This is a genomic window from Mycoplasma wenyonii str. Massachusetts, from assembly GCF_000277795.1.
Classification (GTDB): Bacteria; Bacillota_I; Bacilli_A; order Mycoplasmatales; family Mycoplasmoidaceae; genus Eperythrozoon_A; species Eperythrozoon_A wenyonii.
Window position 1 is genome coordinate 260269 of sequence record NC_018149.1, and the last position, 21299, is coordinate 281567.

Consider the following 21299-nt stretch of genomic DNA (forward strand, 5'->3'; position numbering starts at 1 on the left):
CGATGAATTAGTGTCTTAGTGACAAGAAAGTACAATTTTTTCTTGTTGCGCTGGCGGGTCGCAAGAGAAACTGTCACTAGCTCAAAGGCTTTCTGAAATAATTTGATATTTAGATTTTTGTTTGTGTTCGGTTAATCGAGTGTCATAGGGGTCTGTAACAAGAGGTGCAACAATTTTAAAACTTTTTTTACTTTCGCCATAAGCGCCTCATGGATTTTTTGTTAAAGATCCGGTTATTAAGTCTCGATCAGAAAATATTGCATAATCATTGCTTTGGAACATATACTGCATAGTATCAGTATTATCTGAAGGGAATAAAAACCCTTCTTCTATTTCTTGCGAGAAATATGGGCGAGCTTTAATAGTAAATGAATTACCAACTAGCTCTCTTTTCGCTTCTCAAGTTAGTTCCATTGCAATTTGTTTTTTATAACGAAATGCTTTTCAACTAGTTTCTCGCAATTGATATTCCTTATAGCCTTTGACTTTTCTTTCAGAAGATAAACCATCGATTTTACTTATTAAATATCTTTCATATGTCTTATCTAATAGAAAAAGTGCACCAGTATATTGTTCCATATTTCTATGTTCTAAATCGTAAGTACTTTTGTTTAAGCTATTTGCTTTATCAAAGTCAAAACACAATAAAACTTCATAGACAAAATTTTCACTACTTAAAAGAACCCTACAATATTTTTTAGAATCTTTAATTAAATTTGGCCCTGTACTTTCTCGTTCGGGAAGAGAGTGGGAAGTTAAATTGTTGGATTTTTTAGTTCCAAAATAAATACCTGTAGAAATAGTTGATGTTGTAAATATTAACAATAATAGTTTTTTAATCAATACTTTATTGTTGTGAATTACTTTTATTTTTAATCGATAAATACTTATTCATTAACAAAATAAATTGATTAAATCAATTTGGTCTTATAAATACTAAAAAAATAATTTTTTCAACAATCTTAAAGGTGACTCAAGAAAATAGAGAAATTTTTTGAATTGGTCTTTGGTTAATGTACCGAGAATGGAGTTAGAAGTTGTTCAACAGAAATTAAAGTTGGAAATAATACGTGACTAAAGTGAAAAGAGTTTGAACCTATAGTAATTCTTTAAGGTCTATTGACTGTTACTGGCCAATTAAGCGTTTAAAAGATAGGAAACGATTTTAAAGACACTCTTAATTCTGAATTGCTTCTTATCTTACTCTAAAGTGAAAGGAGTCTCTAATTAAAAGATTGAAAATCGATAAACAGAGTGACTGCTGTTATTTCCTTCTCATCCTTGCAATACACATCTAAGATCATTTCCTCCTGCCCCTTTAGAACTAATTGTGCATTGCTCACTTAGATTCACATTGCTGAAATGCTTTCATCCACTACCAACAGCTACTTTTCAATCTTTTCTTGAACCATTTTCAAAAGTTAATTCCAACTTAGCAGTTTTTGAAGTATCAACACCTTCTTCTACGTAATTAACTGTTGAAACTTTCTTTACAAAACCATCTTCAGCTCTAGAAACAAAATTATTTCTTGCACTTACATACTTAAATTCCACTTCCCCTTTGCTATTTTCATTGCAAGCATAAAGAGCATTTAGTCAATATTCTGGATTTTCAGGATTTTGAAGTAATTTGCAATTAGCCACTTGTCCTAAAGCCTTACTAATTTTTTGATGAGAAGCTTCTCTAGCTCTTACTTCAAATAAAGTATTTCCAAAATTAGAAATTGTCTTTCCAAGAGTAGAACCAAGTTTTTGTGCGATACTTCCTTCTCTTCTTTCTATAACAGCATTAGTTTGTCGAGAAAGCGCAACAGGAGCAACAACACCTCCTCCGATTGCACTAATTCCTAATAGTGCCTTAAGAAGGAAAACCATATCTTTTTATTTGAGTAGTTGATTTAAATTATACATTCTTTTTACTTAACCAATCAAAACGGAATTAAAGGTTGATTCAAAATTCATCTTTCAAGGTAGTATTGTTCCTTCTTCTGTAACTATCTTTTCTTGTTTTATTTTGGTCTTGGAAGGATCTCATATGTAATAACTTCTACGAGTAGATAGGGGAATATCAACTACTTTTCCACAACCATTACTACTAGATTTGCATTTCTTGGCCACCGTAGCTGTTCCTTCTAGTATAGTTCCATAGGTTAAATGTTTTTGTCTTCAATTTCCCGTCAAAATACCTTCTTTAAAAATCAAGTCATGAACTACATAAAACCCACTCGCTTTGTCAGAGGTTTTTGAGAATACTTTTAGTTTTTTATCCTCTCCGTTTTTCTTTCCATATAAGTAACCACTTCTAGATCATCTTCAAGAGTTATTGTTTTTTCTGGAACCAAAAATAATTCCAAGACTTCCCTTTAATCCCTTAATTCCAACTGTTTTAGTTCCAGTTGTATCTTTAAGTTCTGACTTAATAAAACCTGGCATTGAACTAGTGTTTTCATTTGCCTTGAAGAATTCTTTATCACAATATCCATTCTGTATGGCTCCATCTTTTTCAGTTATTTTGCATTTAACTTTTATTCCTCCATGATCCTGTTGTACGAAAGACACCAAACCTCATACCTCTACTTCTTTATTAGTATTATTGACCCCGACTAATAAGAATTTCTTGGGAGTTAGTCCATTATGACCATTAGCTTCTGATTTTCTTATTATTCCTGTATCTCCTACTTTTTCTACTAACCTAAACTCCCCCTCAGCTTCGCTCGAACTTAAGCTTCTCTTTGCTCTTTTAGCTACAGATTTATTTTGTGGATTTTCACTAGATAGTCTTGCAATATAGCTAAAAGAGTATGTAGTTGGTTTTTCAAAGCCCCCCCCGAGCCAACGAGAGTTAAAGGTTGGGGTAATAAATCCTTTACCTCAATCATTCCATTCCGCTGTAGAAGTAATTTGTATCTTTCTAGCTACATCCAATAGAGAATCTATAGGAGTGAAGAAAGAGCAAATGCCTCCTAAACTACCAGTAGTTACTAATCCTTTTCCTATGTTTATTGAACCCTTTAATAAACCAATCAATACTTGACCTTACTAAAAATAAATCCCCTTTCCCCTAATATTCTTATTAATTTGTTATTTTATTTTTCAATAATTTCTATTTATTAATAGAAATTGGGTTTCTTTACTAAGTTCTTTCTATTACCTTCTTCAGCTTCATTAGTAATACCAGTATCTGTAGTAACCACTAATACTAACTTAAGTAATGAATTAGTATTAGCTACTTATCAGTCTTATATCCTAGATAGTATTGCTGATGAAGCTTACAACGATTACAACTTAAAAACCATTTATTTCGAGAATGACAAAGAAGTATTTAATGGCTTTGCCTCTGGAGCCTTTGATTTAGCTGTTTTAAGTTCTTCTACTCTCGAAGAAGCTATAGATAAGGGTTTAGTACGTCAAATTGATTGAATGAGTTTTAATGGTTCAGTCAGGTCTCAGTTGAAAGGAATCAATGGTCATGGGACTGATGGCTCACAAGTAGCTAACAAACTTGGAGAATTATATTCCCCAGTAATTAAGGAATTCTTCACTAAAAACAGCAAACTAGCAACACACGGAGTTCCCTATTTCTTAAGTTATTTAGCTTTTGCATATAGCGGGAAGAAAGAGTTAGGGGATGGAGATGGCGTGTCTGATGGAGAAAGTGGCAGCACAACAATGAAGCCCATGGGCTGAAAAGAGTTAATTCAAAAAATAACTGAAGATAAACGCTTTAAAACAGTTGATGACAGACCCAAACTAGGAATGGTAGAAGATGAATTAACTCTTTTTTCTCTTTCTAAATTAAGTAGTCAAGACAGTCAAGGAGGGGAAGTGACAGAAATAACAAATTTATTCAAAGATAAAGAAAATAAGAAATCAGAAAAAGATTTTTTCGATTCCTTCATGAAAATAAATGCTGCTGGAATTAAAAAGGGGGATCAAATGGGCTCTAGACCTGTGTTCTTCAGTCCCGATTCAGTTGTACTTTCTAATGCCTTAAGTAAAGGAGAGCTAAATGGTATTTTCTTTTACAACGGGGATGCGCTATATGCTCATACGCTGCTAGAAGAATTAAAAATGGAGGAGGGACAAGAAGAAGGTCAGGAAGAGGGTGATGATGAAAAACAAATCAATATTGTTCCTCTCAATCCAGCTCTTTGGCTATTAGATAGCATTGCTATTTCTGCAAAAGTAAGTGAAGAAAAACTTACAAAAATATATGAATTTCTTGAAAAAATATCTTTTGACAATTTAGACAAATTGCAAACATTGAAAAGGGAAAAAGTGTTGGCGGAAGATGAAGAAGGCGAAGGAGCCAAAGAGACAGAAGAAGAAGAGGGAGAGGAGGAACAAACAACAGGTTGATTAATTGACAATTACAACGAGATCATGTATACTCCTGCACTAAAAACTTTCAATCAATGAATTAAAGGAAAATTGCCATCCAGTGAAGGTGGGGGGGGCGGTGGAAGTGGTTCTAGCTCTTCCGGCTCCGAAGATTTCTACAAAAAAGAAATGGAGTTTCTCTATGGTAACCCAGATATAGAAGATTGTTTGGAAAAGAAATCTAAAAGTAGAAAAAAACGAGACACTGGAGAACAACAATGTAATATCTCCATAGTCTTTGAAGGAGGACTATCAGATGCTCAAAACTTAAATCTAACTATGGCTTTCGAGAGATGAAAAAATGGTTTCTAAGGCTTAGCAAAAAAAATCTAAAGTAATTAAGTAATGAGTACATTTCCTTGGAAAACAGTTGCTTATCTATTAACAGGAGGAACTGTTATTGCAGGAGGTGCTTCTATTCCTGCTTTAATAAAGTATTCTGAAGAGATTAAAGAACATACTGTTACTAAAACCAGACACAGTAGCTCTACTTGTTCCAAAGGCAAAGTAACAACAGTTACAGAAATTAGTATTCAGACAGATACAAGAATGGGAGAAGATGCTCAAAATGTTGTAACTAAACAAGAGAAAACTGAAACAGAGGATGGAGAGTGTAAAGAAGTAGAACTCTCTAGCTAGCTCTCTGTCTTATTCATTCATAAAGTAGTATTCCTGTAGCTACAGAGACATTTAAGGAATCTACATTATTCTCTAGAGGTATTTTTATCTTTCAGTCAACTAAAGACTCTAAGAGTTTAGAGATACCATCTCCTTCATTGCCCATCAAGATAACACTTCTAGAACTGAATTCAGCTTTATAGTATGTCTTAGAGTCAGAACTTAAAGAAGCCCCATAACTTCAAAAACCTAGTTTTTTGAGTTTCTCTAAAGCATTAGCTAAATTAGGAACCATCACTAAGTTCAACTTAAGTGCATAACCTTGAGAGGTTTTTAAGACTGAGCTATTTAGTCTGACATTATTAGTGGAGGAATAAATTATGTATTTAATTCCGCAAGCTACACAGGTTCTTATGATAGCTCCAAAGTTATAGGGATCTTGTAATTTATCTAACATCACAATACACTCAGGTGAATCAGTTCTAGAGAGCTCTTCTAGTATCTCTGAAAAAGTTAGTTGCTCTTTGGATTTAAGAGAGGCAAATACATCACTGTATTTTGAATTCATCTCTTTTTGTAGATTCTTGAGCCAATTCTTTGGTTTGATGGAGTAAGGTACTGAGAGTCTTTGACACTCAGAGATGATTTGTTGTTGAGAAGAAGAGAGATAGATATTTTGTATTAACTCTCTTAAAGATTCATTACTTAAAAGCTCTAAGACACTCTTTCTCCCATTAAGTACTAACTTTTTCTCAATCAACTAAGGAATTATTAGTTTTTCTTGTAACTTAGATCTAATTAAATCTGCTTGTTGATATTCCTTTGATTCAACTAAATCAAATCAAGTTTTAGCTTCATTTAGTTCTGTCTGAGAGAGCTTAGGAAAGGTAAATCCCAATCAACTCAGGTGAAAGCTTAGTGTTTTTCTATATAAAGCAATCTCACTGTTTTTTTGTGACTTGATTGCATTTAAAAGAAGTTGCTTTCAATTCTCTAAACAAGATAAAACCTCAGGAAGATTGAGATCATTTTCTAAGCAAGAGATAAATCTCTCATCTAGCTCTTGAATATCTTGGTGAAACTCTTCTGCCAAACCCTCTCTTGAGAGAATTATCTGTGCGTAATTTAAAGCACTAATAAAACTCTTTCACTCAGCTCAGTAATTATCTAAATTAGCTTTAGTAATAGTCTGTGGTTTGTTATATCTAGCCTTTAAGAACAAATATCTTAAGAGCTCTCAAGAGTAAAGACTAGCACATTCCTCTACCTTTCAACTAAAGTTAGAGGATTTAGATAGTTTCCCCTCTTCATTAAGTACTTGCCCTATATGAACTCATATATCTGCAATTTCACAATTGCAAGCAGTTCTACTCAATAGATTTACATTCTCGTGGTGAGGGAACTTAAGATCTACTCCCCCTCCGTGAATGGTTATAGGTAACTCAAAGTATTTGTGTAACATAGCAAAACATTCTATGTGTCAACCCGGTATTCCCCTAAATCAAGGGGATTCATAGTCTTCTTTGCTATTTACATTCTCTTTTCAGAGAGCAAAGTTAGTCTCTTCTGATAGCTCTTCTTCATAAGAAGTGAAGTAGTTAAGACTCTTATCTTTTGGGGGTTGCAAGAACTTAACTGTTTGAGAAGACTTATCTCAATAGGCTTGATTTCTAGAGATAAGACTACTAATAATTCACTTAATTTCTGATAAGTGTTCACTTACTCTAGGTAATAGATCAGGTTGTATTAAGTTGAGTTTTTTGTAGATATTGAAAAAAGAGAGAGAAAACTGAGAAGTTAGCTCTGAAGCAGTTATCTCCTTTTCTTGAGAGCTAATGAATATCTTTTCATCAATATCTGTTAGATTTTGAACATATTTGTAATCTAACTCCTTATATCTCAGATATCTAATCAAGAAATCAAAGATAACTATAGGTCTTAGATTTCCTAGATGTAAGTAGTTATAGAGAGTGGGACCACACACATATATGGAAATAAGTTGTTTTTCTGGAAGATATTTATTAGTTTGAGAGAGAGTATCAAATAACTTGAGGGACATTTAGCTAATAATTAATATAAATTTAGATATTTTTATGGCTTCAAAGAAGGGGGTAGGATCTACTAAGAACGGGAGAGATTCAGCTCCTAAATTTTTAGGAGCCAAATTAAGTGATGGTCAGTTTGCAAAAGCTGGACAAATCATTTATAGACAAAGGGGATTCAAGATTCATCCAGGAGAGAATGTGGGATTCGGAAAAGATCATACACTCTATGCCAAGATCTCTGGAATAGTTAGTTATCAAAGCTTTAAGGGAAATAAGAAGAGAGTTAAGGTAATAGAAAAACTCTAAAATAATTTAGAAAATGGAAACTACTAAGATAGCAGTTATTGGTTGTGGAGCAGTAGGTTCCTCTTTCCTATATTCCGCTATTCACCAAGGATTAGCTTCTGAGTATGGCTTACTAGACTACAATGTTGAATTTGCTACTGGACAAGCATTGGATCTAGAAGATGCTATTCCGCACTTTGCATTTAGACCGAGAATTAATGTAATTAAGAGTTATTCAGAGTTAAAGAACTATCAATACATAGTAATTACTGCAGGAAGAGCACAAAAAGAAGGAGAAACCAGATTACAAATGATTAGAGATAATGCAGTTATTATGAAGGGAATTGCAGAACAAGTTAAGAATTCTGGATTCTCCGGAATAACTCTTATTTGTTCTAATCCGGTTGATGTTCTTACTTATGTATACAAACAAGTAACAGGTTTTGAAGATAAGAAAGTTATTGGTTCTGGAACAGTTCTAGATACCAATAGACTAAAGGTAGAGGTAATAAAAGCATTAGATATTGCTCCTGCTAGTCTAGAAGGAGCTTTTGTACTAGGTGAACATGGAGATAGCTCTTTAGTTACTTTCTCACAAATGAAAGTATCTGGACTAAGTATTAATAGATGTGAAGAAGTTCACTATCCTAACTCTCCTTTCTGCTGTTCTGACTATGAAGAAAAACTGGAAAAGGTTGTTTACAGAAAGGCTTATGAAATCATTAGCAGAAAGAGAGCAACTCACTATGGTATAGGAGTAGCCATGACTAAGATACTACAAGCAGTTATATACAACACTAAAGAAATACTTCCAGTTAGCTCAGTACTACACGGAGAATATGGTCTATCTGAAGTAGCTATTAGTCTTCCTACTATTGTTGGTTCTGAGGGAATAGAACAAATAGTATCAATCCCTCTAAAAGACAAAGAAAGAAGTAAGTTAGAAAATTCTGCAAAGATACTAAAAGACAATATTGAGACAATTCGGGACTTGATTTAGAGATTTCTTTTTAGTTTCTCTCTCCTCTCTGGAGGGGGAAAAGGAATCTATAGATCTTGAAAAAACTAAGGTAAAGCTTAGTTGGTTATTTGGAGCCTCTCTTTATCTCTCTATAGGCTCTTTTCTCCTATATATAGTTGGACTATCTGCAATTCACTTATCAGCTCAGATTAAAGATGCAAATTGAGCAGAAAAGATATTCTACTTTATGAGCCCGAAGGTTTGACAAAACTATGTCACTAAAGGACTATTTGATGGTTTCAGGAGAGCACACAACTCAGGAGAGACTGCCTTTATCTTTATTAATCTAGGAACACTAATAGTCTCCTTTATCTCTTTAGTGTTCAATCTATCTACTATTAATCTCTCTTGACAAACAAATCTAAGAGAGCTTAGACTATCTTGCTATGCTCTTTGTTTTCCTGTATTTGGTTGTATATTCTCTCTCCTAGTAATTGGTTATTTTCAGTTAGTTTGTTCTAAAGAGAGCATACTAAGTTGATTTGGAGGGAGACAACATATGAATAAGCTTTGAGGAAAAGCTGCTGAGATTATTGAAAAGGTTGGGGTTAAAAAAGAAGAGTTTAAGCCCAAAACACTTGACTTTCTGGAGTTAAAGAAAGAGAATAAAGTAACTGAGATATTAAGTAGACTAGACAAGTATGTTATTAGAAAAATCTAGTTAGATGTTGTTCTAATACATTCTTTTTAGGAGGTAAGGTAATGCTGTTAGTAGATAGCTTTAACTCTTTTAAGAGAGAATCTGGAAAGATTACCTTATAGGAAACAAGAGCTATTTCTTTAGAGTTAAAAGGTAGTTTTTTAATCTCAGATAGCTTAATAGATGACTTAAAGAGTTCAGAGTAATATTTCCTGTCTCCTAGTATAGGAAAACCTAGATCAGCTAATTGAGCTCTTATTTGATTCTTTCTTCCAGTAACTAAATTGAGCTCTAAATAGCTATACTTAGAATTCTTTTTTAGTCTTTTGATCTCTAGAATAGCTAATTTGGACTCATTAGTTGGTTCTTTCAGTACCTTTACCTTTGAATGTTTATCAACTATTCAATTTCTTAGTCTTAGAAACTCTTGGGGAAAAGAGCCAAATACTATTGCTCTGTAGACCTTCTTAAGCTCTCTGTGTTTAAGTGAATTACTTAATAGGTTATGAGAGGTTGCAGTCTTCGCTCCTATAAGAAGTCCTGAAACTGGATGATCAATTCTGTGAATGAACTTGGCAGGGTATTCTAGACCAGAGCTAACTTTCTCTTTAGAGCTTAGATAGAGTTGCAATAGCTCTTCCAGTGAATAACAACTTAGTTTAGAAGAAGGTTGAACTATTTGACCAGCTTTCTTAGCTAGAACTAATAGCTCTGAGTTCTCAAATACAATCTGTTCTTCTATTGAGTCTGGTTTAGAGCTCTTTAGTATTGGTTTAGGATTAGTATTTTCTCTCTCTGAAACGGGAATAATAGAGATAACATCCCCTAGCTGTAACTTGTATTGAAAAAAACTAGTTTGGTTATTAACTAGTATCTTCTTAAGTCTTAATTCCTTAATAACTAGTAACTTAGTGTAGTGTGGAAGGACCAGTTTAATGTATTTTCAGAGGTTATAGTTCTCTCACCTAGAATCATCTATCTTAAGTTCTATGGTCGATAACATTAAAAGATTATTTAGGTACTAATGGCTGAAGAGAACCAAAGAGTAGTAAGAACTAGATTTGCTCCATCACCAACTGGCTCTTTACACATTGGTGGATTAAGAACAGCTCTTATTAATTATTTATTTGCCAAGCAACACAATGGAGGATTCATCTTACGAATAGAAGATACAGATAGGGAAAGACATCAAGAAGAACAAGTTAAGAAGATCTGAGATAGTTTAGTTTCTATGTCTGTCACTCCCGATGAATCTCCAGAATCGCCCGGAGATGTTGGGCCTTATCTTCAGTCTGAGAGACTAGATAGATACATATATAGAATAAACCAGCTATTAAAGGCTGGTAAGGCCTATAGATGTTTTTGTGAGGGGGATAACTCAGAAGAAACAAAGACTCACTTTTATTCTGGTAAGTGTCGCAACTTATCTAAGGAAGAGATAAAGGAGAAGTTGGAACAAGGACTTTCTCACTGTGTCAGGTTAAAGGTAGATCAGTCAAAGGTATATAGTTGAACAGACTATGTGAGGGGAAAGATGTTCATCTCTGCTACTGCATTAGGAGACATTATTCTAATGAGGAGTAGTGGATTACCTACCTATAACTTTGCTGTTGTAGTTGATGATTATGAGATGAAGATAACAGATGTTTTCAGGGGAGAAGAACACATCTCTAATACTCCTTACCAAATAGCTTTATATGAAGCTTTTGGCTGGGGAGACTCACTTCCTAGATTTGGACATCTCTCCTTAATTCTCTCTGAGGCAGGTAGAAAGATCTCTAAGAGAGATGAAGATTCAGATAGATATTTTGTGGATTATTTCTTGAATCAAGGATATTATCCAGAGGCAATACTTAATTACTTATTGACACTAGGATGATCAGAAGGAGAGAGAGAATTCTTTAAGTTAAAAGAAGCAATAGAACACTTTTCTACTAGTGGTTTAAGTGGCTCTCCCTCTACTTTTGATTTCAAGAAGTTAGAGTGAATGAGTCAGTCTTATTTGAATCAATTAGATTTACATCAATATCTGAACTTTGTACTACCTTTCTTTAAGGGTGAACTGAAAGACTATCAGTTAACTAAAGAACAAAAGACAGAGTTTGCAATTAGATTCAGATCAAGAGTTAAGTATGCCTCTTTCTTAGATGAGTTAGCTAGTGCTTTTTACTCAACTAACTATCTAACTAAAGAGGTTATAGATCAGTTAAAGAGTTTTGAGGGAGTTACCTCTTTAATTCAAAAGACTTTAGAGTGCTTAAGTGAAACAAGTCCTGAAGACTTTAAAGAAGAGAAGGAGATACAAAAGTTCTTAAAGATACTTTGTGCAAAACTAGAGATAAAGAAACATGACTTTTATACCAACTTGAGACTAGTTTTGACTGGAGAAGCTGAAGGTCTTCCACTCTTCTCTATCTTTTTCTTATTAGGACCAGAGAAGTCTAAGGAGAGACTAGAGAAGGCCTTAAAACAACTTAGTTAGTTTTGGCTTTAAAGAACTTAATCTACTTCTTAGTTATTGGAGCTGGAGGGATAGCTCCATTATCCTATTTTATTGATAAGGGATTAAGGAAGAGTGAGAAAAAAACAGAGTTAGCTGATGAAAGAGCTTGAGATTGTCAAATTAAGAAATTTGACAAACAACACTTGGAGAACATAATACCTAACTCACCTTTTTTCCAGATAATTCATTGTTATAAAGAACAAGAGTATGACTGACAGATATTAGTACCTAAATCCTTTATTCAATCAATTAAGTTAGATGAGAGTAAGTCATTTAACTTAATTACTGGCTCTAAGTCAGATAATCTAAAGGTAATGAAGATAACTCAAGGAGAAACTCCTCTATTAAAGGATTGACTCCTACTTAAGAAAAGCAACAGTCATAGTGTGAGGGGAGGACAAGGAGAAGATCAAAGATATTCACAATTATTTGAATTTCAAATACTTAATTATTTAGGAAAGGGAGAAAAGAGTTGAGTGTTTGAGTAGATGTCTTTTCTCTTTAAGTTCTTAATTGCTCTTGGGGTAGCAGTAGGAACAGGTTGTATTTCTTTTCCTGTATATAAGTTTGGACTCTCAGAGGAAACTAAAAACAAAATATGAAATCATTTGAAAGGTAAGGCACAAGAACAATTAGATTCTGCGGTTCAAGTTCAAAGATAACTATTATTAATGAGTGACACTTAAAAGACTAATTATTCTTCCAGCTCTAATCCCCTTTGCTTTTATTCCTTTTTTACAAAATAGTTTCAAAACAACACCTTACCTCCCGAAAGAAAAAATTAAGTCACAAAAAGAAAAGAGTATCCCTCTCCGAAAACAACACTTACAAAGAGAATGTATTTCCTTTAGTGACTCTCCTGAGACAATATTTATTTGTAAACCAAGCTCTAGGGGTGATAAAAGTCCTCTTTTCTTTTATGCTAGGTTTAGATATGAAGAAAGAAATAAAGAGACTCCTTCTTCTATTCTTTTCACTCCACTCCAAAGATTGAATTATGACAATACAACTGAGGAATTAGTAGTTAAGTTTTTTGGAGAACAAAAGGCAAGAATAAGAGAGTTTCCGGAAGAATTTAAGGAATTAGAAGATAACTTTATAGATCCAAATAAGAGTTGTAGGTGAGGGGAGGAAGGAATATCCTTTCAGTGTCAATTCAGTTCAAATAAAGCCTACTTAGATATTTTTCTTCCTCGCAATTAATATTTTTTAAATTTAGGGTTTAGAGGAGGTAGTCTTTAAGGCTCCTTGAAATCATCTCTTTTAGGAAAACTATTAGCTTTTATTGGAACAGGAGGTAGTTCTTGTTTTCTTTTTGGATCACCTCTTGATTCAGAGAAAAACAGAGATGTTTTATTAACTGTTGAATACAAGACTGAAAACAACAAAGAAGCAACTAAAGGAAAGAAATACTATCAAGGAATGCCAACTTCAGGAGTATGTGTAACCAATACATCTGTTGTTGGAAATGGATATGAATTAATGCTTAAATCTGGGAGAGTTAAGAGTAGTAATTCAAAGGATTATCAGATTACAGGAGCCTTTAGAGTATATAAGAATGGCTCTCAGGGAGAAGTTATAAATGGCTCAGACTTAGATAAATTTGGACTTATTGCCTTAGAGTTTGAGAACTCTATTCACTTTTTGTTAGTTGTGGAAACAGAAAGTTCTACTGGAGGTCATGCAGGAGTTTCTGACAGACAACCTTTAAATGTGAAAGACAAGGGAAAAAGTTGGACTGGGTCTCTAAAGGAAAACACAGAAGTTGTTGGACAAAGAGTGAGTGTAAGTAGAGAAATTGTAGGGTTTTGAGTGAAGCGAGATGAAAGCAAACAGTGTTCAAAACAAAAGATTGATAGCAATAACCAATTATTCCAAAATTATGGAAATTTAATTGTCAATGGATCTCCTTGGCCTTTTAAAGTTCTAGATTGAGTTATTTGAGGAGAAATGAATCTGGATAAGTATCTTGGGCAATCTAGATTTCAAAAAAGCACAAAGAAAGTTCTTAGTGGTAAGAGTTGATTCTGGGCAAAACAAGCACCTAAAAATGCCTTAATCATGAAATTGAGTGAGGCAACAATAGACAATGAAGGAATCAAAGATGGAAAGGGAAGTCAAATAAAGTGAAACTCTTCTATTAAACCTACTATTGCTACGACATTAGAGAGATAAGATTTTTAGTTTTTTAAAACTCTTAAAAGCCCTGTCAGACAGGATATAAAAATTAAAATCAGCTAATATTCTGCTTTTATGCTTTTCTTAAAGTTTGTTTTAGCGATCTTGGGAGGGGGCACCGGCATTGTCAGTTTCACATCTCTTTCTTCCTTAGAATGAGATCCTGAACATGTTTGAAGGGCGGGGGCAAAAGATAGATTCTATTTATTTACCTGTAGACAGAGAAAGGAAAAAGACGACGAGGGAGACAAAAAATGGATTTATTCTGATTTATCTGTTTACTTGACATTTAAAAAGGGAGGTGTTTCAAAAGTTACAGAGGGAGCAGAACTTCAATTAGTGGGTGAAGGGCATTATCAAAGTTTCCAGAACACACGACCCATCTATGACAAGCAATATGAAACCAAAGCAGATTTGCATAAAACAATCGACTCTAAACAAACCTGATTCACATTATCTGTTGGCAGAACAAGTAAAAATAATTGATTGGGAGAGACTGGAGGTGGTGAAGACTCTAGTCGATGAGGCCTTTTGATGAGGTGTGACAAAAGACTATTTACATTTGCAAACTTTGAAGATGCAGGCGTCTCAGATCAAAAAGATTCACACCTCTCAAAAATTAGCTTTTCTTTAGGAGACTGTAATGGCCAAAGACATTACAGAGGGGTTAAGGGTTGCTCAATAAAAATTAAGTCTGATGATACAGTTGGTGCATGTCACTCTAAAGACTTAAAGTGAGCAGAAGGATTTAATCCGATAGTAATTGAATAATTGAGTTACAAATAAACAGTTCATGAGAGATATTAACTTTTATGGCATTTTTTAAGTTATTAGGAACCATTTTTTCCATTATCGGGGGAAGTGCAGGCCCTCTCATCTACTATGGAAAACCATTTGTAAAACCTTTAAAAAATAGAAAGGTTGATTGAACTTTTGGATGAGAGGAACAAGAATATAAATATGAAAACAGAAATAAATACTTATATCAAGGTGTAGATTTATCAACAATTTGTAATGAATCATTAGATAAATTGGAACCGATTTACAAACTCATATTTGTAGGCGGAGAAGGTCAGAAAGATGGAAATATACAAGATGGAAGGGATAAGATTCAGGGATCTGTGGGGCTAATGAAATTGAAAGTTAAAAATGGAGGTTACAGTCCCAAATGAGAAAGTAGCCAAGCATTACTTGGAGATAAATTGAATGGAGTCAAGCTCATAATTGTTCAAACTGATAGGTCGTTACACTGAATTGCCGCAATTGAAGAAGGAAATGTAAAAGGAAATCTTGGGAAGATCGAGCAAAACCTTGAAACATCAGATTGAAACGAGATTACCGCGAGCGAAACGAAGAAAATACTTAGAGAGAAAATTGAAAGATTAGAAATAGAGAGAGAAGTTAAACATCAACTTAAGACTCAGGGGCGGGGGTGGAAATGTGAAATTGATAGAACAGGAAATTTAAAAAATGTTTATGAGTCTTTTGGAAAATTAACTCTTGAGAATAAAAAATACAAAGTATTAGATGTTGTTTCCTTCGGGAAGAATGAATGGGAGAAAATCGGAGGAGGAAATGTTAGAGGAACGGTATGATACAAGCACAAATGAGAAGCAAAAGATATAAATGGAAATGCTAGGGTACTAATAATAGATATGAATAAAGCGGTAATAACACACGAAGGCATAGGAGACAAAGAAGAAATTGCTCTAAGATGGGGAGTCACACTTAGCACAACTATTTCTTCAGAATTACAACAATAAGCCTTTAGTCTTTAAGCTTCTAAACCTGTTTGGGCTTATTTAGACACCTATAATTTCAGAGATACTATAACTAATTTTTGGTTCTTGCTCGTTGTAACCTTTTCCCTTAACCCTTCTTATTCTTCGCCCCCCCCGGAAAAACAAAAATTCAATAAACATTAAAGAATAAGGAAATAAGATATTTCTCGTTAGATATCAAAGTTCTGGGAGAGAAGGGTCGGGAGTATGTTTCCGAGGGTGTTGGAGTTATTTGAATGTAGGGGGATTTTGCGGAGGAACCGGGGGATGTTTATATTGAATTCATATTGTCTCAGGTTGAGTATTAATTGAGGCGGTTAATAGTGTTTATCGGAAATAGGTAGAGTTATTTAAAATCTTTAGGGAGAGTTGTATTGGGTTTGTTTTTTTCAAAATTACTAGAAAATAGCCCCCAACTCCTAAAGAAAATTTTAATTCTTTCGAGTGGTGGCGGAGGTTCATTTTTTTATTTCGGTTTCCCAGAAGATTCCATTTCCGAAAAAACAAGAAAGATTAAATGAACACTGAAGATTAATGATGGAGACGAAGAAAAAGAATTAAGTGGAGAAGCTAGCAGTGGTTTAGTAGTCGATAGAAATAAGTGACAAGGATTAGAGATTGAAGAGTGGAAAAAAGTAGAAACAAGGAACAGGGGAACACTTTATAAATTATTTTTTAAGAAAGAATTCACACAAGACGCACAAGAGTTGAAGAGAAATAGTTCAGTTAAGAGTGCACTTGGTTTATACAAAGTTAATTTGGGTTTGAGTGATTTAAAGAATTTAAAAATGGAAGAAGTTAGGGAAGATGAGATTAAGAATGTTTGGTTAATTATTGCAAAAAGTCAAGAGTCCGTTTATTTGATTCCGGTTATTAGAAGTGTTGTTACACATCATCAAAGTAAAAGGTCTTGGCAGCTAAGTGAAAGCTGTTGAAGAGATGTGGCGGATGTGTGAAAAAGTGGAATAAAAGATCTTAAGGAATGAGGAGATGGAAATGGCAAAGGAGACGTTTTTGATGAAGATGAGTTGAGGAAATTAAAAGAGAAGATGAGTAGCGGGTTTTTTATTAGAAGGGGCGGTTCGGCTTTTGGAGAACGAGGAATAAGGGGAGGCATGAACGGGAAAGGAAGTGATGTTAATAGTTTGGCTAAAAATCAGACGGGACAAGAATATGCGGGGCCCATCGTTTATAGAAATGCTGGAATTTTAGGTTGAGAGTTAGGGGGTGAAGTTTGCAATAATTCTAATAATTCAGAAATAAGATATTTCCCTTTAGATATCAAAGTTCTGGGAAAGAATAAACTAAACGAGCAGAAAGGGAGAAAGGGAAGGTCCCCAGGAAAGGGTTACAACAAGCAAGAACTAAAAATTAGTGATAATATCTCTGAAGTTATAGGAATCAAACTAAATCAAGTAATAATTAGCGAAACTACAATCGGAAACGGGAAAGGAAGTGAAATCGATTGGGAGAATGTAAGTAGACCTTCTTGAACTAGGGAGCTCTTGAAATAAAACCTTATTTTTTAAGTTTTTTTGGGAATTTCACTTTTTTGAAAATTTGAATTACGATGACTGCATGAATAAATGTGTGCATTTATATAGAAAATTTCTAATTAATAAATTCATTATTTAAAACTTCAATAAATAATTAGCAACTTAACTGTGTTTTTGACAGCCAGAATTAAAAAAATTCTCTGAATTTGGAGTTATTTCTACTTTTGCGAATTTATAGCCCCCTAAATCATTTTTTCTCAAGCTTGACTAATCGTATCTGCCCTTCCGGAAATAAGAGCGGGAAGAAAAGAGAACTATCGTGCGACTCTCGAATTCTTTCATGCAGTTCTTTCGAAAAGCATAGATCTCAAGGAAAATCTATTGATCAAATATCTCTTTCTCTTCCTTTCGCGAAATTAATTTTGTAAATTATTTCACCCCCCCCAAAAAAAAACGCATGAGTCCTAATTGTTGCTTGAAAAGCGGTCAATAGGAGAGACATAATTCAGCTTATAGAGAACTAAAATATAGAGAAACTTAGGTAGAATGTGGGGTTTAAGGGGGGATGTTTTAGGGAAAGTAATTGCAATGATTGCTAGCGGAAGTGGGATTGGAATAGGAAGTTTAAGTGAATTGTGCGGGGGGGGGGCAAAGAGAGTAGGTCTGTAAATGTAAAGGCTGGGTGAGGAAAAGAATTATACAAAAAAGCGCAAGATACTCAACTAACACAAATTGTTGGAATTGCGGGGACAAGAAACAGTAGTGATAAAAAATGGAGAACAGGAGGGCTGAAAATGGAGTTTGATGGTAATTGGCAGTGAAAAAAGATTAATGGAGATGCACAAAAACACATATGATTGGGAAAAAAGGACAATAATTGCTGAGGTTTGGTGGTAGGGACAGAAGGGAATAAAAGAGGTAAATGAAGATGATTTAAAGGGGAAGTGAGGGGGGAAAAGTGTAAATTTGAAGTAAAAAATAAGGGAATTGGATATGAGGAAAAAGAAGACGGAAAATGAACAAGATTACAAGAAAATGTTTCTGTGAGTTTAGATAAATAAAACCTTAATTTTTTAAGTTTTTTTACGATTTCATTTTTTGAAAATTTGAATTACGATACCCGCATGAATAAAGGCTTGTGTTTCTATATATAGAAAAAATTAAGTTTCTTTTTCAATCAATAGTTACACACTCAACTATTGAAAATCTTGACTTATAAATTTGTTTCTAAAGTAAATTAAGTATGGGTACTATGAAATGAGATCTAAATGAGGCATTAGAGGGAAAGAGTTTAGAAGAATGAACTAGTGAGCTGGAGAGACTTCAAGCTGAAATTCTCAAAAAATATTCTGCAGATCTCTTTAAGAACCTAAATGAATTAATAGAGTTCCACAGACTATTTAGAGAGTTAGATATTGTCTCCAGCAGAATAGGAAGTTATCTAAGCAATAACAAAAACACTGACTTAACTAATCCAGAGTGATTCATAAAAGAACAAGAGTTTGTATACAAAACAATCCCCTTTAGTCAAGCACTTTCAAGCTTTCAAAACTATGCAATTCAAAATAAAAAGACAATTCTCTCTTTCTACTCAGATCCTAAGTTTGCCCATTTAAAAAGAGAGTATGAATCCCTCTTTAGATATCAATCTAGAAGACTACCAGCTATAGTAGCTAAGTATGAAGCTACCAAAGCCCCCCTCTCCTCAGCCTTCTATGAGATATTCAATATTCTCTCAGAAAAAGATTTCTTACTAAAAGATATTCCTGATTCAGAGGGAAATACCTTTACTATAGGGAATTATGCAGAATACATTAAACACATGAAAAAAGAAGATTCAATCTTCAGAAAGAACCTATTTACTAGTTATGTAGAGTTTTTAGATCAAAAGAAAGAAAGTCTACATAAACTACTGTATTACCAATTCCTTGCTTGAAATATAGGTTCTAAGAATATCTCTTTTAAAGATGGATATACAGAAAGTGCTTTATATGCAGATGAAGTTCCTAATAAGTTATTACTCAATCTTTATAAATATATGAAAGAATTTCAACCTGATATACAAAAGTTCAGAAATATCAGAAGAGCAGTAATAGAGAAAGTTTGAAATCTAGATAAGTTTCAAGAGTGAGATGGTTATCTAGAGTTAAAAGCTCCTTCTGGAAAACAACTCACTTTCGAGATAGAAGAGACTAAGAACATAGTCTTAACTGCTTTGAAGGTACTAGGCCCTAGATATATTGACTCTTTAAATCTAATGTTCAACAGTAATTGAATAGATTGAATGCCTAACCCGCCACATAAGATAAGCGGAGCTTACTTTACTGGAGGAGCATATAGATTAAAAGGGAAGTATGTCTTACTTAACTACAATGGTTACTTTGATGATCTATTAACTGTTGCACATGAACTAGGACATGCAGTTCATGATATTGAAATAGATAAGACAGATACCTATTACTACTCTCCTACTATCTTTGTTGCAGAGATTCCTTCTATCTTGAATGAGATACTAGTTCAATATCACTTACTAGAGAAATACAAGAAAGAAGGAGATAAGTTCAAACAGTTCTATATCCTAGATCATTTACTAAGTACCTTTGTAAGTACTTCTTCAGTACAACTAGGTTACAGTGAGTGAGAATATAACTTTAATGAGAGAATAGCCAAGAATCAATATTGAGAGCTAGAAGAGTCTGCACAAGCATACTCTGAGATAGTTAAGAGTTATGTGGGAGAAAGTCCAACTGAACATCCTGAATTAAGAAGAAAGTCACTCTATAGAATATTCTCTATTCCTCACTTTTATAGTGGAATACTCTATGTATACAAATATGCAGTAGGGATGTTAACTTCTGTATTGTTAGCAGAAAGAATAATGAATGAGTCAGAAAGAGAGAAAGCTCTTTCAGATTATTTCAATTTCTTATCCGCTGGAGATTCTCTTTCTAATCTAGAGTTATTAAAGTCTCTCTCTGTCAACTTCTTAATTGCCGCTGATTACAGAAGAATTCACCAAATCTTTAAGAAGTGATTAAGTGAATATGAAAGACTAGGACAAGAACTATATGGGGTGCAGAGTAGAATTTCTTACACCTACACTTGCAAGACATAGAAGGGAAGAAAGAAAAAGAAGAAAGTTTCGATCATCGAACTTTCGGAACAGAGCAAGATTGGTTTTTCTCTAATACTGCTCCAGGCTTTCTCTCTTGAGGGCCACAAGGTTACAGACTTAAAGAGTTAATAAGAAACTATATAAATGCCTTCCAGAGAGAGGTCTGTGGAATCCAACTAGTTAAAACCCCTGTATTAGCCAAGAAAGAATTATTTCTTAAGACTGGTCACTTACCTCTTTACTCTGAGAATATCTTCTCAGAGATAAAGAAAGATGAAGAGGAGTTAATACTAAGACCTATGACTTGTCCACACCACATCCTACTAGCCAAAGAACTAATTACTAGTAAGTCTCAACTACCTTACTTTATGGGAGAAAACTCTTTGTTACACAGAGATGAATACTCTGGCGGGTTACTAGGTTTAAAGAGAGTTAGAGCTATGGAATTAATAGATACTCATATCTTTTTACTCCCAGAGCAAGCTGGAGAGTTAATTCCTAAAGTACTCTCTTGAATCTGAAAGTTACTAAAGAAGTTTGAGATTGAACTAAAAGAGATAGTCTTAGCAACTAAGGCTACACAAAATAAGTACATCTCTGGAGAAGAAGAATGAGAACAAGTAGAGAGTTTGTTATTCAATTCAACCAACAGTTGAGCTAAAGAGAATAATCTCTCTAGTCTACTAGTTAAAAGAGCTGGAGATGCAGCTTTCTATGGTCCAAAGATTGACTTTAATGCTGTAGATAAGCAAAATCAAACCTACACAATCTCGACTCTACAACTAGATTGCTTTATGACTAAGAGATTAGAGTTTGAGTTAGATTCTCTAAATCCTTGAATTATTCACTTAGGACTAATTGGCACTCTAGAGAGATTTATTGCCTATCTAATTGAGAGATATCAAGGTAAGTTACCTTTTTGACTCTGTCCTACTCAAATCTCAATTATTCCTATAGATGTTGAGAAGTTCGAAGTAGCCTCTCAAGCACTCTCAGAGAAACTCTCAAAAGAAGGATTTAGAGCTCAAGTAGTACTAGGAAAAGAGAGATTTACTAAGAAGTTATTACTTTCTAGTAAGGCTAAGATTCCCTTCCAAATACTAATTGGAGAGAAGGAAGCCCAATCACTTGAGAGTCTTCAAGTTAGACAATTAGGAATTAAAGAGCCTAAGCACTTTAAGCTCCAAGAGTTTATTGATTACCTTAAAGAGTTAAATTCTGAAGCTCAACTTTAATT

Annotated in this window: 23 protein-coding genes; 17 read left to right on the forward strand and 6 right to left on the reverse strand. The window is 33.9% G+C overall.

Annotation, left to right across the window (positions count from 1 at the left end; all coding sequences use genetic code 4):
* Positions 1–15 precede the first annotated feature (15 nt).
* The 3 genes from WEN_RS01280 to WEN_RS01290 all read right to left on the reverse strand — a co-directional run bounded on the left by WEN_RS01280 (position 16) and on the right by WEN_RS01290 (position 3027).
* Entirely contained in the window at positions 16–843 is an 828-nt protein-coding gene (locus WEN_RS01280; protein ID WP_014849757.1) for a hypothetical protein, read from the reverse strand.
* A gap of 384 nt (positions 844–1227) precedes the next feature.
* The gene (locus WEN_RS01285; protein ID WP_014849758.1) at positions 1228–1875 is read right to left on the reverse strand and encodes a hypothetical protein; all 648 of its coding nucleotides are present in this window, start codon (positions 1873–1875) and stop codon (positions 1228–1230) included.
* A gap of 45 nt (positions 1876–1920) precedes the next feature.
* Positions 1921–3027: a hypothetical protein gene (locus WEN_RS01290; protein WP_014849759.1), complete on the reverse strand. Its 1107-nt coding sequence runs from the start codon at positions 3025–3027 to the stop codon at positions 1921–1923.
* Positions 3028–3120: 93 nt separating this feature from the next.
* Between WEN_RS01290 and WEN_RS01295 the strand changes: the two genes are divergently transcribed.
* Both WEN_RS01295 and WEN_RS01300 read left to right on the forward strand, forming a co-directional pair.
* Positions 3121–4692: a type 2 periplasmic-binding domain-containing protein gene (locus WEN_RS01295; RefSeq protein WP_014849760.1), complete on the forward strand. Its 1572-nt coding sequence runs from the start codon at positions 3121–3123 to the stop codon at positions 4690–4692.
* Positions 4693–4725: 33 nt separating this feature from the next.
* A complete protein-coding gene (locus WEN_RS01300) occupies positions 4726–5019 on the forward strand; it encodes a hypothetical protein (protein WP_014849761.1) in 294 nt (97 codons plus the stop codon).
* On the opposite strand, the gene rlmB is transcribed toward WEN_RS01300, so the two are convergent.
* Both rlmB and WEN_RS03690 read right to left on the reverse strand, forming a co-directional pair.
* The gene (rlmB, locus tag WEN_RS03685; protein ID WP_014849762.1) at positions 5012–5758 is read right to left on the reverse strand and encodes a 23S rRNA (guanosine(2251)-2'-O)-methyltransferase RlmB; all 747 of its coding nucleotides are present in this window, start codon (positions 5756–5758) and stop codon (positions 5012–5014) included. The two genes, WEN_RS01300 and rlmB, sit on opposite strands and share 8 nt — an antisense overlap.
* Positions 5759–7057 carry a class I tRNA ligase family protein gene (locus WEN_RS03690; RefSeq protein WP_014849763.1) on the reverse strand — a complete coding sequence of 433 codons (1299 nt, stop codon included), beginning with the start codon at positions 7055–7057 and terminating at the stop codon, positions 5759–5761.
* A 34-nt stretch (positions 7058–7091) separates the two neighbouring features.
* Here WEN_RS03690 and rpmA point away from each other — a divergent pair, with 34 nt between their 5' ends.
* Genes rpmA through WEN_RS01325 form a run of 3 tightly spaced genes read left to right on the forward strand, consistent with a single transcriptional unit; the run spans position 7092 to position 9010 of the window.
* On the forward strand, positions 7092–7349 hold the full coding sequence (gene rpmA / locus WEN_RS01315) for a 50S ribosomal protein L27 (RefSeq protein WP_014849764.1): 258 nt from the start codon (positions 7092–7094) through the stop codon (positions 7347–7349).
* A gap of 13 nt (positions 7350–7362) precedes the next feature.
* Positions 7363–8328: an L-lactate dehydrogenase gene (locus WEN_RS01320; RefSeq protein WP_014849765.1), complete on the forward strand. Its 966-nt coding sequence runs from the start codon at positions 7363–7365 to the stop codon at positions 8326–8328.
* Positions 8303–9010, forward strand: coding sequence for a hypothetical protein (locus WEN_RS01325; RefSeq protein WP_014849766.1), 708 nt, complete (start codon positions 8303–8305; stop codon positions 9008–9010). The genes WEN_RS01320 and WEN_RS01325 overlap by 26 nt, the downstream gene beginning before the upstream one ends.
* On the opposite strand, the gene WEN_RS01330 is transcribed toward WEN_RS01325, so the two are convergent.
* Positions 8997–9992, reverse strand: a complete 996-nt coding sequence (locus tag WEN_RS01330; protein ID WP_014849767.1) for a pseudouridine synthase family protein — start codon at positions 9990–9992, stop codon at positions 8997–8999. The two genes, WEN_RS01325 and WEN_RS01330, sit on opposite strands and share 14 nt — an antisense overlap.
* Positions 9993–10013: 21 nt before the next feature.
* Here WEN_RS01330 and gltX point away from each other — a divergent pair, with 21 nt between their 5' ends.
* The 12 genes from gltX to WEN_RS01385 all read left to right on the forward strand — a co-directional run bounded on the left by gltX (position 10014) and on the right by WEN_RS01385 (position 21297).
* On the forward strand, positions 10014–11471 hold the full coding sequence (gene gltX / locus WEN_RS01335; protein ID WP_014849768.1) for a glutamate--tRNA ligase: 1458 nt from the start codon (positions 10014–10016) through the stop codon (positions 11469–11471).
* A 2-nt stretch (positions 11472–11473) separates the two neighbouring features.
* Positions 11474–11980 carry a hypothetical protein gene (locus WEN_RS01340; RefSeq protein ID WP_014849769.1) on the forward strand — a complete coding sequence of 169 codons (507 nt, stop codon included), beginning with the start codon at positions 11474–11476 and terminating at the stop codon, positions 11978–11980.
* Complete coding sequence (locus tag WEN_RS03740; protein ID WP_158308819.1) at positions 11981–12154, forward strand: hypothetical protein; 174 nt, start codon at positions 11981–11983, stop codon at positions 12152–12154.
* A gap of 13 nt (positions 12155–12167) precedes the next feature.
* Complete coding sequence (locus WEN_RS01345) at positions 12168–12695, forward strand: hypothetical protein (RefSeq protein ID WP_014849770.1); 528 nt, start codon at positions 12168–12170, stop codon at positions 12693–12695.
* 45 nt (positions 12696–12740) lie between these two features.
* Positions 12741–13667, forward strand: coding sequence for a hypothetical protein (locus tag WEN_RS01350; protein WP_014849771.1), 927 nt, complete (start codon positions 12741–12743; stop codon positions 13665–13667).
* Positions 13668–13745: 78 nt separating this feature from the next.
* Positions 13746–14441 carry a hypothetical protein gene (locus tag WEN_RS01355; RefSeq protein ID WP_014849772.1) on the forward strand — a complete coding sequence of 232 codons (696 nt, stop codon included), beginning with the start codon at positions 13746–13748 and terminating at the stop codon, positions 14439–14441.
* 41 nt (positions 14442–14482) lie between these two features.
* Positions 14483–15433, forward strand: a complete 951-nt coding sequence (locus WEN_RS01360) for a hypothetical protein (protein ID WP_014849773.1) — start codon at positions 14483–14485, stop codon at positions 15431–15433.
* A gap of 398 nt (positions 15434–15831) precedes the next feature.
* Positions 15832–16965: a hypothetical protein gene (locus WEN_RS01365; protein WP_148267993.1), complete on the forward strand. Its 1134-nt coding sequence runs from the start codon at positions 15832–15834 to the stop codon at positions 16963–16965.
* Between the two features lie 528 nt (positions 16966–17493).
* Positions 17494–17616, forward strand: coding sequence for a hypothetical protein (locus WEN_RS03930; RefSeq protein WP_274506149.1), 123 nt, complete (start codon positions 17494–17496; stop codon positions 17614–17616).
* Positions 17583–18008: a hypothetical protein gene (locus WEN_RS01375; protein ID WP_014849776.1), complete on the forward strand. Its 426-nt coding sequence runs from the start codon at positions 17583–17585 to the stop codon at positions 18006–18008. Before WEN_RS03930 ends, WEN_RS01375 begins: the two co-directional genes overlap by 34 nt.
* A gap of 182 nt (positions 18009–18190) precedes the next feature.
* Positions 18191–20062: a M3 family metallopeptidase gene (locus WEN_RS01380; protein WP_014849777.1), complete on the forward strand. Its 1872-nt coding sequence runs from the start codon at positions 18191–18193 to the stop codon at positions 20060–20062.
* Positions 20050–21297 (forward strand): aminoacyl--tRNA ligase-related protein, encoded by a 1248-nt coding sequence (locus WEN_RS01385; RefSeq protein WP_014849778.1) that lies wholly within the window; start codon positions 20050–20052, stop codon positions 21295–21297. Before WEN_RS01380 ends, WEN_RS01385 begins: the two co-directional genes overlap by 13 nt.
* Positions 21298–21299 lie beyond the last annotated feature (2 nt).